At 39.9% G+C, this 11,921-nt stretch carries 12 protein-coding genes; 1 reads left to right on the forward strand and 11 read right to left on the reverse strand.

The window, feature by feature from the left end:
- Window positions 1-62: 62 nt before the first annotated feature.
- The 6 genes from BLV55_RS01855 to ttdA all read right to left on the reverse strand — a co-directional run bounded on the left by BLV55_RS01855 (window position 63) and on the right by ttdA (window position 5,329).
- Complete coding sequence (locus BLV55_RS01855; RefSeq protein WP_093310406.1) at window positions 63-452, reverse strand: 4Fe-4S dicluster domain-containing protein; 390 nt, start codon at window positions 450-452, stop codon at window positions 63-65.
- On the reverse strand, window positions 412-1,269 hold the full coding sequence (locus tag BLV55_RS01860) for a CoB--CoM heterodisulfide reductase iron-sulfur subunit B family protein (RefSeq protein ID WP_093310408.1): 858 nt from the start codon (window positions 1,267-1,269) through the stop codon (window positions 412-414). Before BLV55_RS01860 ends, BLV55_RS01855 begins: the two co-directional genes overlap by 41 nt.
- Window positions 1,270-1,299: 30 nt before the next feature.
- Window positions 1,300-2,919, reverse strand: a complete 1,620-nt coding sequence (locus BLV55_RS01865) for an FAD-binding protein (protein WP_093310409.1) — start codon at window positions 2,917-2,919, stop codon at window positions 1,300-1,302.
- Between the two features lie 14 nt (window positions 2,920-2,933).
- Window positions 2,934-3,641 carry a 4Fe-4S dicluster domain-containing protein gene (locus BLV55_RS01870; protein ID WP_242869998.1) on the reverse strand — a complete coding sequence of 236 codons (708 nt, stop codon included), beginning with the start codon at window positions 3,639-3,641 and terminating at the stop codon, window positions 2,934-2,936.
- A 168-nt stretch (window positions 3,642-3,809) separates the two neighbouring features.
- Window positions 3,810-4,433, reverse strand: a complete 624-nt coding sequence (ttdB, locus tag BLV55_RS01875) for a L(+)-tartrate dehydratase subunit beta (RefSeq protein WP_093310411.1) — start codon at window positions 4,431-4,433, stop codon at window positions 3,810-3,812.
- Window positions 4,433-5,329, reverse strand: a complete 897-nt coding sequence (gene ttdA, locus BLV55_RS01880; RefSeq protein ID WP_093310414.1) for a L(+)-tartrate dehydratase subunit alpha — start codon at window positions 5,327-5,329, stop codon at window positions 4,433-4,435. Before ttdA ends, ttdB begins: the two co-directional genes overlap by 1 nt.
- Window positions 5,330-5,581: 252 nt before the next feature.
- On the opposite strand from ttdA, the gene BLV55_RS01885 reads away from it, so the two are divergent.
- Complete coding sequence (locus tag BLV55_RS01885; protein ID WP_176968211.1) at window positions 5,582-6,223, forward strand: GntR family transcriptional regulator; 642 nt, start codon at window positions 5,582-5,584, stop codon at window positions 6,221-6,223.
- A 32-nt stretch (window positions 6,224-6,255) separates the two neighbouring features.
- Here the strand turns inward: BLV55_RS01885 and BLV55_RS01890 are convergent, their stop codons facing one another.
- The 5 genes from BLV55_RS01890 to BLV55_RS01910 form a co-directional block, all read right to left on the reverse strand.
- Window positions 6,256-7,743: an acetyl-CoA hydrolase/transferase family protein gene (locus BLV55_RS01890; RefSeq protein WP_330386553.1), complete on the reverse strand. Its 1,488-nt coding sequence runs from the start codon at window positions 7,741-7,743 to the stop codon at window positions 6,256-6,258.
- Between the two features lie 312 nt (window positions 7,744-8,055).
- A complete protein-coding gene (locus BLV55_RS01895) occupies window positions 8,056-8,412 on the reverse strand; it encodes a DUF3870 domain-containing protein (protein WP_093310418.1) in 357 nt (118 codons plus the stop codon).
- A gap of 110 nt (window positions 8,413-8,522) precedes the next feature.
- Window positions 8,523-10,097 carry a sodium:solute symporter family transporter gene (locus tag BLV55_RS01900; protein ID WP_093310421.1) on the reverse strand — a complete coding sequence of 525 codons (1,575 nt, stop codon included), beginning with the start codon at window positions 10,095-10,097 and terminating at the stop codon, window positions 8,523-8,525.
- 258 nt (window positions 10,098-10,355) lie between these two features.
- A complete protein-coding gene (locus BLV55_RS01905; protein WP_093310424.1) occupies window positions 10,356-11,192 on the reverse strand; it encodes a deoxyribonuclease IV in 837 nt (278 codons plus the stop codon).
- 33 nt (window positions 11,193-11,225) lie between these two features.
- Window positions 11,226-11,870, reverse strand: coding sequence for a DJ-1/PfpI family protein (locus tag BLV55_RS01910; protein WP_207645999.1), 645 nt, complete (start codon window positions 11,868-11,870; stop codon window positions 11,226-11,228).
- Window positions 11,871-11,921 lie beyond the last annotated feature (51 nt).

Consider the following 11,921-nt stretch of genomic DNA (forward strand, 5'->3'; position numbering starts at 1 on the left):
CTTCCACACCAGCAGATGAAAACTCCTATTCTCAAATGGTTTCCCTCCCTACCTGGTCTATTTTAACGTCTAAACTTTCTCATATTAGCAATAACCGCCTGCCGTGGTACTCCTGCCGGTATTTCCGCCGAAACATTGGTTCGACCTCTTTCTCTCAAAATCATGGCACGGAAACCTTCCATAACTTTTGCCGGTTCAATATCCCGGGGACACCTGCTGGAGCACGCCAAGCATGAAGCACAAATCCACAATGATTTACTGTTTAGAACTTTTTCATATAATCCTAAATTGGTGAGCCACATCATTTGATGAGGCATATAATCCATTTCATCTGCAAAGGGACATCCCGAACTACATTTCATGCATTGATAACAATCTCTGACATCTTTTTTGATAATGTCGGCCAGTTCTTCACGCTGTTGACTGGCTGCTGTTTTCTGCGGAATGCGCATATGCCTCCCCCTTTCTCTCAAGGGCTTCCATGCCGCCCATTGCTTCTACGATGGGTACTGTCATATAGTTAATTGGCAATCGGTCTGTTTCTTCTATTTTCTCCTGACATTTTTCAAGATTGTATTTGCATAAAGGACAAGCTGTAATCATCTGGGTGGCACCTGCTCTTTTAGCCGACTCTACGAGCTTAAGACTCATTTGCCGACTGACACCTTCTTCCTGACAGGTATGATAAGAGCCACAACAGTCAGTACTATAGGGATAAGTAACGGTTTCGGCCCCTAAGGTGCGAACAATCTCTTCCATCAATTGGGGATTTTCACCATCAACTAAATTTATTTCCTTTTGTGGTCTTAAAAATAAACAACCATAATAACTGGCAATTTTTTCACCTTCCAAAGGTGTTGTTACCATTTCTTTTAATTTTTTCATTCCGACATAATCCCGAAGGACTTCCATTAAATGAAGTACTTTTGTCTGTCCCTGATATTCAGTTTCCAAGTAATTACCAACTCGTTTTTGAGCTTCTTCGTCATTTTTCATCCGGTAATTGACACGTTTCAGCACATGATAGCAGGCACTGCATAAGGTCAGCAGCCCTTCCTGTTGCTCTTCTTCTGTTTGAACCAGAGCCCTCACGGAAGCCAGCAACCCTACATATTCGTCCTGAGCTAACGGATAAACAGCACCACAACATTCCCACTCTTTTAGCTCTTTCGCCTCAATGCCCAGAGCTGCAAGGATTGCCAGTGATTCTTGTTCAAAACCGTCTTCTTTCTGTGCTCTTACGGTACAGCCGGGATAGTATCCTAGCATAGTATTCGCTCTCCTTTTTTCGGATTAACATTAACCCTTCAGTCTTGGATTCCGGTTTTCTGGTAGTGGAATAAGAATCGGTGATAACAGTTGCTTTTCGATGCCTGCTTCTTTCAATTCTTTTTCAAAGGCATCTACATGTTCGTCATTTAGTTCTGTGGACGCACCGTTCATTTCCATCGCTCTCGCTGCCGCATTGCGACCTGCTCTTCTTCCCATCACTAAAATATCCAACAAAGAATTCCCCATTAAGCGGTTCCGTCCATGAATCCCACCAGAGACTTCTCCTGCAACAAACAAGTTCTCTATTGTGCTTTCTGCTTGATCATTAATCAGCACCCCACCATTTTGATAGTGTAGCGTAGGATATACTAAAATTGGTTCTTTACGAATGTCGACACCAAACCTGGCAAACTGACGATACATGGCAGGTAACTCTTTTTCTATGGTGCCTTCTCCATGCAATTCTTCAATCATAGGAGAGTCAAGCCATACTCCTAGCATACCAGAAGGAGCTTTTATTCCGTTCCCCCGGTCACACTCCCTGATAATTGCTGATGCTTCAACATCACGGGTTTCCAAGTGATAAACAAACTTTTCACCATGAATATTAATAGGCGTAGCGCCTAGTCCACGAACTTTTTCAGTGATAAGAAAGCCTTCCACCTGCTCTGGAAAACAAGCTCCTGTTGGATGATATTGCACTGTATCCATAAAAGCTAATTTAGCTCCCGCTCTATAGGCCAGCACAAGCCCATCAGCCGTTGCTCCGTAATGATTAGATGTTGGAAAGTTTTGTGTATGTAATCTTCCCAATCCACCTGTAGCTAAAATAACTGTTTTTGCTTTTACTACCATATATTCTTCTGTTTCCATATTATAAAGAACTGCGCCACCAACTTTACCCTGGTTATCCTTCAAAAGTTCCATCGCTGCACAAAATTCCACCACATTAATGTCTCTACAGATCACTTCATCCCGTAAAGTTCTCATGATTTCAGCACCGGTGTAATCTCTTGCTGAGTGCATTCTCATTCTGGAGGTACCGCCACCATGTTTTGTTTTCATGGTTCCATCGGTATCTTTATCAAACATACATCCCAGATTTTCTAGCCAGCTAATTACATCTGGCGCATCACTTACCAGTGCTTTTACCAACTCCGGAATATTTGTATAGTGACCACCACCCATTACGTCCAAATAGTGTGTAGCCGGTGAGTCTGTTGGTTTATCTGCCGCCTGAATACCACCCTGGGCCATTACTGTATTAGCATCTCCAAAGCGTAATTTAGTAGCCATCATCACATCAGCACCGGATTCGTGGGCTATTAATGACGCTGCCGCACCAGCACCGCCACCACCAATAACCAGTACATCCACTTGACGATCAGGCCGGTTAATATCAAATTTGCTTTTATCCGCTATGGCATATGCTTCTAAAACGTCTGCCAGCTCATGTGGAAATCGTTCTCCTTTATTTGGTCCAACCAACGCTTCTCGAAATTGCTCCTGAATATAATCTGGATGATGATTTCTTAGTACATCCTGTTTTTCTTCCGGTGTCATTCTAGGGTAATCATGTCCCAGGCGTTGTGGCCTGGTGGCTTCTACTTTTTTGATCAGTTCTCGTAACTCAGGTGTATAACTCATGCTTCCACGCCTCCTTATTCTATATTGCGATTATCGTATTGATCTGCTAATGCTTCTTTGCTGGCATTCATTAATTCTTGCAGTGCTTCTTCATGCTTACCATCTTTTATTTCCTTTATCCGTTCCTGTAAATCCTCAGCTTTTGGAACTAAATAACGGCTATGAAGTCTTCGACTCAACAGGGCTACCTTATACTGAAGAATATTAGCCGGACATTTTGTTGCGCATAATCCGCACATTAGGCAGTCAAAAGACTCATCCGCTGCTTTTGATATTTCGCCCCGAATAGAATGAGCAATATACTTCATTACTTTAATATCTTGAGGACAAACATTGCTACAAGCATTACATCCTACACATTTTGTAATTTCAGGAAAAATTTCTGCCAACTGGTCGGCATCACCCTGCAACTCGTCTAATTGATACTGTACTTTGTGTGCTGGATAAAATGGAATTTGAGTCAGGTACATATCATTTTCTACTTTTGTCTGACAGGCTAATCCTACTTTTAACTCATGATCCCCCGCTACTCTGTATACAGTGGAGCAAGCTCCACAAAATCCAGCACGACATCCACATCCCCGGATAAGGGTATACCCAGCATACTCAAATCCTTTCATAATCGTTAACGAATCTGGCACCGTATACTTTTTTCCCATGATGTAAATATCTACCATGTTTTGACTTTGATTCTTTTCTTGACCTTTAACCTCTTTCGCCACCAATAACCCTCCTCTTTTTTCTATTGATTGCTTTTTAATTGTTTTATATTATTATCCAGGCCTGTATAAAAACTTCTAACCTTTTTTAGGAGTATTTCTTCCATCGAAAGCTAGAGCACATTACCCAAATACTTCGTACCGCTTATCTCTCTTGCAGAAGAGTAAGATTTAGCGACGGTAATCATTGGATAAAAAGCGGACCTGGTTTTTCAAGTTTGCTAAAGCTTCTTCTTTTCGTTTTTGATAAAGAATTCTATTGTTGGCAAACAAATTGTTTCCTTTGGTATCAATCGTCACGACCAAGGGACCTAATTCCTCCACCCTGCAAAACCACAAGGCTTCCGGCATGCCAAGTTCCAGCCATTCTACTTTTTCAATTGCTACTATTTGGTGGGCAATAGAAACAGCACAACCGCCAGGGATCATACAATGTATCACTTTGTTCCGTTGACAAGCTTCCGTTGTTCTTTTTCCCATTCCACCTTTCCCTACCATTAAGCGAATTCCGGTGGATTCCATAAATTCTTTTGCCAGCGTCTCCATTCTCATACTGGTCGTTGGACCAACAGAAATCATCTGATATTGTCCTTCTTCATCTTGTTTAACAATAGGTCCAGCATGAAACACAGCTCCGTTTTTAAGATTTGCCGGTATTTCATTCTTTTTTGCTAAAAAGTGCTGATGTGCCATATCCCGACTGGTTACGATGTGTCCATTCAAGTAAAATACATCGCCAATACTTAGTTTCTCTACCACTTCTTCTGTTAATGGAGTGCTGAGGATCCTTTTCATCACAATCCCCCTTTGTGAGATAAGATCTCATAAGAGCCATCTTTTTTGAAACGTATTACTCCTTTACGATGAACCCAACAACCAACACTGACAGCCACTGAAATTGTAGCCGGATGCCTTGCGGCTGTTTCCAAATGAACCCCCATTACAGAAGTTTTACCCGATAGTCCTTGTGGGCCAAAACCAATATAGTTAATACCTTCTTCCATAGCTTTTTCCATTTCTGCCGCTTTTTGATTTTGATTTTTGCTCCCTAGAGGACGAAGAATCGCTTTTTTCGAGAGCAGTGCTGCATTTTCCATAGATCCTGCAATTCCAACTCCTACAAGTAATGGCGGGCAGGCGTTAATTCCTTTTTCAACGATTGTATCATATACAAAATTCACCACACCCTCGTAGCCTTCTGAAGGCATTAGGGTAGTTGCTCTTCCCGGCATACTACTTCCACCGCCGGTCATATATAGTTGAATTTCCACCTCATCACTCTCATCCTTAATATCCCAGTGAAGAAAAGGAGTTCTTTCTCCTGTATTGTCACCAGAGTTTTCTTCATCAAAAATGGAAATAGCGTTCGATCTTAGGGGTGCTTCCGTTGTTGCTTTTTTCACAGCTTCTCTTAATACCTGTTTTAACTGATACTGATACGGATATTTTGAACCAACGTTTAGAAAGAAATTAATAAGTCCGGTATCCTGACATATTGGTCGATCCATCTCGATGGCTTTCTCTAAATTCTCGAACATAGAGCAATACATTTCCTTAGCCATTTTCTGGTCTTCCAATTCTCTCAGCTCTATCAATCTTTTCAAGACATCATCTGGCAAACGCTTACTCGTCATTGAAATAAACCGGGCCATTATTTCAGTCATTTCGCAAATCATTTTGGAGTTGGTCATCTAAATCCTCCTTCACTTGCTTTGAACTAACAGGATTGGATCCAATATCCATCTACATCATACTCCTGACTCTTAATTTTGTCAATAAATTATCAATCATTTTCTCCATTACTTTTCTATTTGTTTTAACTTGTCTTTATACTGCCTCTCTTTCATGAAGATTTTCATTTTAACGAAAGTCTTGCTATGTTCATTCTACATGTGGTAGTATGAGTCCACAATTACTTTTCTTGACTAGAAGGAATGATTATCATGGTTAACCAAATTAAAATAATGCCTGTTCGTGAACGTGTTGCGTCCGAGCTACGCAAAGCCATTCTTACAGAAGCATTTCCTCCTGGCACCGAGTTAACACAGCATAAAATTGCTGAAATGTTAGGTGTGTCAAGAATGCCTGTGAGAGAAGCTATTCAAATGCTTGCTTCAGAAGGGCTTATTGAAATGCGCCCCAATCGGAGTGCGGTTGTCCAGCAAGTTCCTGATGCTTTTATTCGTGAACATTTTGACATTCGAATCATATTGGAATGCGAAACTGTCGAAAGGGCTTGTTTACGTATAGATGATTTTCAACCACTAAAAAACATCCATGAACGTCATCGAAAGGCTGTTGAATCCGGTCTTTTAGAAGATATCCAGCATACTAATCAATCTTTCCATCTACTTCTTTGGGAAGCTTCTGGTAATGTCAAACTCAAAAACATGCTCATGCAACTTTGGAATGGCGTTACCATTAGCCGACCTGGCAGCAGTATTCTTCATTTACATGATGAACATGATAAAATTTTTGAAGCCGTAATCAATCGAAATACCAACGCTGCCCGCGATGCTATGAAAAGGCATTTGGAGCGTGGAATGCAAGATATTCTCAACCGACAAATTTATCGAACAAAGTAACATAAAGCAACCCGCTATAAAGCGGGTTTTTTTTATCGCATTTTTTTTGTTTGAACAAATTTTTCATGCCAGCTAAGAGAATCGCCAAGGGTGTGCGGCGTATGACATGATCCTTCTTTAGCTTTATTAAGGTATTCTTCCAAAGGTTTTTGATAATCTGGATGGGCACAGTTTTCAATAATCGCTTCTGCCCGCTGAACTGGACTAAGGCCACGAAGATCAGCAAGTCCTTGTTCTGTAACAATGATATTCACATCGTGTTCCGTATGATCTACATGGGACACCATCGGTACAATCGAAGATATATCACCATTTTTTGCTATCGAAGGTGTTGTGAAAATGCTCAAATAACTAGCTCTTGTAAAATCACCTGATCCGCCAATGCCATTCATCATTTTAGAACCCATGATATGCGTTGAATTTACATTTCCAAAAATATCCGCTTCAATTGCCGTATTCATTGCAATAGAGCCAATTCTTCTAATCACTTCTGGATTGTTACTAATTTCCATGGGACGAAGCAGCACTTTGCTCCGATATTCATCAAAATTTTGATAAAAACGCTGAAATCCTTCAGGCGAAAGAGTTAACGATGTTCCGGAAGCAAACTTAAACGTCCCTTCGTCCAGTAAATCTAGTACATTGTCTTGAATTACTTCCGAGTAAAAGATTAGATCTTTGAAGCGAGAATCAGAAATGCCTTTCAACACTGCATTCGCCACACTGCCTACACCAGATTGGAGTGGTAATAATTTTTCCGGTAAACGCCCTACTTCAACTTCCTTTTCAAAGAAGCCTATTAGGTTTTTTGCAATTTGACGACTGTTCTCGTCAACAGGCGCAAACCCGATAGGGTCATCTTCCAAGTCTGTTATCACAATGGCTTTAATTTTACTAGGATCCACTTCTATATAAGGCTTTCCAATTCGATCCACAGGATTGACCAAAGGTATTGGTTGTCTGTTTGGCGGATCTTCCGGCTGGTATATGTCATGAATACCACATAACTCTAAAGGTTTTTTGGTATTGATTTCGACAATTATATGTTCTGCCTCACTGCAAAACACAGGGCTAGCACCAATAGAAGTAGTCGGAACAATATAACCTTCTTCTGTTATTTGTGCCGCTTCCACTAAAGCTACATCTATTTTTCCGTAAAATCCATAACGAATTTGCTGAGAAAAATGACTGAGATGAATGTCAGCGTAATGAACATCACAGCTATTCAAAGCTTTTCTCATTGAGTTGTTGGTCTGATAAGGCATTCGCTTACTTATAATACCTGCTTCTGCAAAAATTCCATCAAGGCTTTGTCCTACAGAAGCACCCGTATATAAGTTGATCTTAAAATCCTCTTCTTTTTCAACCATCTTCACCAGAGCTTCCGGAACCGCTTTGGGATAACCGGTTGGAGTGAAGCCACTAGTGCCTAATGTCATACCACTTTTGATCATTCCTGCTGCTTCTTTTGCTGATGTGATTTTGCTGTGAAGACTCTTACATTTTACTCTTTCTTCCACATCCTCAGCCTCCTTGTTTGTTGGTTCCCTCCCTTTACCCATAAAAAAAATATGCACGAAAAAAATCTTTCTTGCAGTCTGAAAGAAAATTCACGGCATACCTAACCTTCTTCTGTTACGATTAAGCAAAGGGATGTTTGCTTTTGTAAACAGTATGGTTAAATTGTAAAAGAAAGGTTGTCTTTGTTACTAATATAACAACCCTTTCTTCTTTCGTCAATCTATTTGTTGAATTCTATCATTTTCCTTTGTTTCAAAATTTTCACTCTAAGATTTGTTCTCTAACCCTTTAACACACCGTAGACAACCGGCTTAATCATCCTCAGGCTCCATCTGGTTGTCCAAAACAGCACAATACCTTAAATGACAATTCTTTATAGCGGTAATTAATGCTTTTTTCGCTGATCCATAATAATTATCATGGAACATTTCTTCAATTTCTTCAATCTGAACCAAATTCTTTCCTTCCAAGGCATTCTTCACAAAAGATTTAGAAACATCTGTGATCATCGATGAGTCAGCTTCTACAATAATACCAGTTTTACGCTCAACTCTTAAACCAACAGCTATTATTTTATATAATTGAGAGGCTGTAGTGTTTTCGGGGGGTTTTGCATAGCCACTGATAAAAATCTCTTTTTCTTTCAGTTTAACCACCTGCTTTTTCATTATTTACTATTATCCTAGCAACACCCAGGATAATTGTCAATCAATTGCAATGTATAGAGCTATTCATTTCTTTCTTTTCTCCGACGGTGCCACTCTTTATCTTCTTTTTTCTACGCTTTCGAGTCTGATTGATAGGTTGCTTTTGAAACAATTATCATTACTATCACAGAAACCATCGCTGCAGGTACCATAGAAATATATAGTCCGTCCCAAATAGCCCAATCCATCGCCAAACCAGCATCTATTATTTCTTCTTCGTAGTTGGCTTCTCTTGTGTATGGAAATACCAAGACAAAAAACACTACCCAGGATACAAGACCTGAAAAGAAGGAGGCTATAGCCCCTTTTGCATTGGCTTTCTTCCAGAAAAAACCGAAAACAAATGGTGCAAACACAGTACAAAGCTGCAATGAACCAGAAAACACAATGAGTCTGTATACTGTCTCAAAATAAAGGGCAATTCCTAAGGAAATGATCATTGTCAACGGGATCGCTATTCGAACGGCCCGTAATTCATCCTGTTTTGATGCCTCCGGTCTAAAATATTTATATAAATTATGCCCAGCCATCGTTGCAGAAATCAAAGTGGTATTCCCTACTGTGCTAATAATAGCACCTGCTAAAGCAACTACAAACAGGGTTCCTGCCCAGGGTGGCAAGAAATTATCAGCAACCCAAGGAAGGACCATTTCCACTGTGTCAAGAGGCAAATCAAGGCCCCATGTGAACATGCCAATCCCAATCAAAACCGGAATCATTCCTAACACAAGGTACAATAATCCCCCGATAATAAATCCTTTCGCTGCAATTTTTTCATCCTTTGCGGCTAATACTCGCTGTAAAATAACCTGACTGGGTACATCCCCTAGTCCTAAAGCCGCCCAAGCAGAAACATAAAAAGCAAGACCAAGTATTCCTGTATACCATAAATAACCACCATCTTCCGCTGCTACTGGTACCATGGCAAAGGTAGGTAATTCCAACCAATTTCCCGCTTCGGCAAAAAATGTGTTCCATCCACCTATTTCACCAATCGTAATAGGGAGCATCACAAATAAACCTATTACCATCAGCATCATAGCAACAACATCCACACGCGATAGCGCCCAAAGTCCACCAAAATAAGTAACAACAATCATCACCAAAGAGGCTAGTATAATAGCGCCTGCCATGCTAAATCCTGTAGTTAAAAAAACAATAACGCCTAAAGCAACTAACTGACCTCCTAACCATCCAATAGCCGCCAGCATCTGCACAACCAGGTATAGCATCCCCATTTTTTTACCATACCGCTCATTCATAAAATCTACGACTGTGCTATAACCTGATTTTCTTAATCGATAAGCAAAGAAAAAACCAATCAGAAACATCATCAAGACAGGAGCAAAGGGATCAAAAATAATCGCTTGAAAACCTCCAATGTAGGCCTCTCCAGCTGCTCCCATCATCGCCCCAGCACAAATCCATGTAGCACAAATGGAGGGTACCAGAAAGGGTAATGTCAGGTTCCTTCCTGCTAATGCCAAATCATCTGATTCTTCAATTCGACCCGCATAACGAAATCCCATGTAAAGAATAAAAAGAATAAAAAGTCCTAACGTTGTCAGGATCCAGTTTGCGGACTGGAATACCTCAATATAGTCCCGTTCAACCAATTGAACTGATGCCGTATAAAGTATGTTCATTTTTCGACCTCCTCCCACTAATTTCCGTCTCTTTTTTTATCCGATGACTACCGCTGCCAGCGTTCTCCCCCGCAAGAGAGAGAGAAGTAGCACTACGTTCTCAGATAGTAGCTTTTAACGGAACATTACTCATATTACCTTTTTATAGGGATCAGTACAAGGAAAATGATGTTTTTTTTTGTTATTTTTTTACATTCAAAAACCAGACCCTTTTAGGTGCTCTTGAAAATCCTCTAAAGGGTCTGGTTTTCTCTCTATTCAATCGTTTTTGTAGTTTTTTTTCAGAAGTTCGATTTCCTGCTGATATCCTTCCAGCTCATTCGGTGTTTCTAAATTAAAGGGAATGTTTTTTAGTTGTGGATGATTCACGATTTGCACAATGGTTTTTTCTCCTAGTGTTCCGTTACCAATTTTTTCATGACGATCTTTATGTGAACGAAAATCAACTTTACTATCGTTTAGGTGAAAGGCTTTTAGTCTTTTTAATCCAACAACTCTATCAACCTCCTGCAAAACACCGTCCAAGTCTTTCACTAAATCATATCCAGCAGAATACAAATGACAGCTATCCAAGCATATCCCCAGCTTTTTATTGTATTTCACACCATCAATAATTTGTTTTAACTCTTCCAGCCTACCACCTATCTCTGTTCCTTTTCCCGACATTCCCTCTAAAAGAATAGTTGCTGCACCATCTTCTGATATTGATTCGTTCATTGCTTCTATTATCAATTCTATTCCTTTTTCAGCACCTTGCCCTACATGAGAGCCAGGATGAAAAACATAGTAACTTTCGGGAATTTGATTTAATCGTCTCAAGTCATCTTTAAATATCATTTTAGAAAACTCTCGGGTTTCTTTTTTGTTTGAACATAAGTTCATAGTATAAGACGCATGTGCAAATAATGGACCAAAGTCATTTTCCTTCATTAATGCTTTTAATTTTTCAATATCCTCCTGATCAATTTCTTTAGCTTTACCTCCTCTGGGATTTCGGGTAAAAAATTGGAAAGTGTTGGCACCAATACTTAACGCTTCCTTTCCAGCATGATAAAATCCTTTTGCAATTGATAAATGACACCCTATTGTTAACATTTTAATTCTCCTAACCTTTTTTGTTGATTCTACTCAGCCTCTTGATGGCTCGTTTTTCCATTCTCCGTATTCCATGTAGGATTGTGTTTTTTCATATATATGATCTCCATGAAGTTTTTTCACCACATGCAAGCTAAGATCAATGCCTGCTGATATTCCCCCACAAGTAGCGATATGTCCATGATCAATCATCCTTTTATTTTCATTGATAATCGTATTTGGCGCACTTTTTTTGAGTAAGTGTACTACCTGGTGATGGGTAACGGATTCCAAGTAATCCAGCAACCCCAGCTTACCCAGTACAACAGCACCACTACAAACAGACATTGTCATTTCTGTTTTTGGCTGAATATGACGTATCCAGTTCAGTACTTTTTCATTGCCTACCTGTAGCCTTGTTCCTTCACCACCCGGTATGACCAATATATCAATCTTTGGATGCTGGTCAATAGAATAATCCGCTATGATTCTCAAACCGTTAACCGTCTTTATTTCACCAGCCTTTTCAGCAATCGTAAATACATTGAATAACTCATATTGATTCAATTCTGATGTAACCGAAAAAACTTCATAAGGACCAGCAAAGTCCAAAACTTCCACCTTTTCAAAAACGTAAATGCCTACATTTCGCATGTTTGAAATCCCCTCTCTAATGGCTTCTTCACCTACACTGGCCATCCTTATTTCTATTTGATTCCCTAAAACGGCTACTATAACTCTACTCTTTAC

This window comes from Tindallia californiensis (genome assembly GCF_900107405.1).
Taxonomy (GTDB): domain Bacteria; phylum Bacillota; class Clostridia; order Peptostreptococcales; family Tindalliaceae; genus Tindallia; species Tindallia californiensis.

Bases quoted from the DNA above. Each gene is read 5' to 3' on its own strand.
- BLV55_RS01855 (WP_093310406.1), bottom strand. From the start codon at position 452: ATGCGCATTCCGCAGAAAACAGCAGCCAGTCAACAGCGTGAAGAACTG.
- BLV55_RS01885 (WP_176968211.1), top strand. From the start codon at position 5,582: ATGGTTAACCAAATTAAAATAATGCCTGTTCGTGAACGTGTTGCGTCC.
- BLV55_RS01905 (WP_093310424.1), bottom strand. From the start codon at position 11,192: ATGTTAACAATAGGGTGTCATTTATCAATTGCAAAAGGATTTTATCAT.
- BLV55_RS01910 (WP_207645999.1), bottom strand. From the start codon at position 11,870: ATGGCCAGTGTAGGTGAAGAAGCCATTAGAGAGGGGATTTCAAACATG.
- ttdA (WP_093310414.1), bottom strand. From the start codon at position 5,329: ATGACCAACTCCAAAATGATTTGCGAAATGACTGAAATAATGGCCCGG.
- BLV55_RS01860 (WP_093310408.1), bottom strand. From the start codon at position 1,269: ATGCTAGGATACTATCCCGGCTGTACCGTAAGAGCACAGAAAGAAGAC.
- BLV55_RS01895 (WP_093310418.1), bottom strand. From the start codon at position 8,412: ATGAAAAAGCAGGTGGTTAAACTGAAAGAAAAAGAGATTTTTATCAGT.
- ttdB (WP_093310411.1), bottom strand. From the start codon at position 4,433: ATGAAAAGGATCCTCAGCACTCCATTAACAGAAGAAGTGGTAGAGAAA.
- BLV55_RS01865 (WP_093310409.1), bottom strand. From the start codon at position 2,919: ATGAGTTATACACCTGAGTTACGAGAACTGATCAAAAAAGTAGAAGCC.
- BLV55_RS01900 (WP_093310421.1), bottom strand. From the start codon at position 10,097: ATGAACATACTTTATACGGCATCAGTTCAATTGGTTGAACGGGACTAT.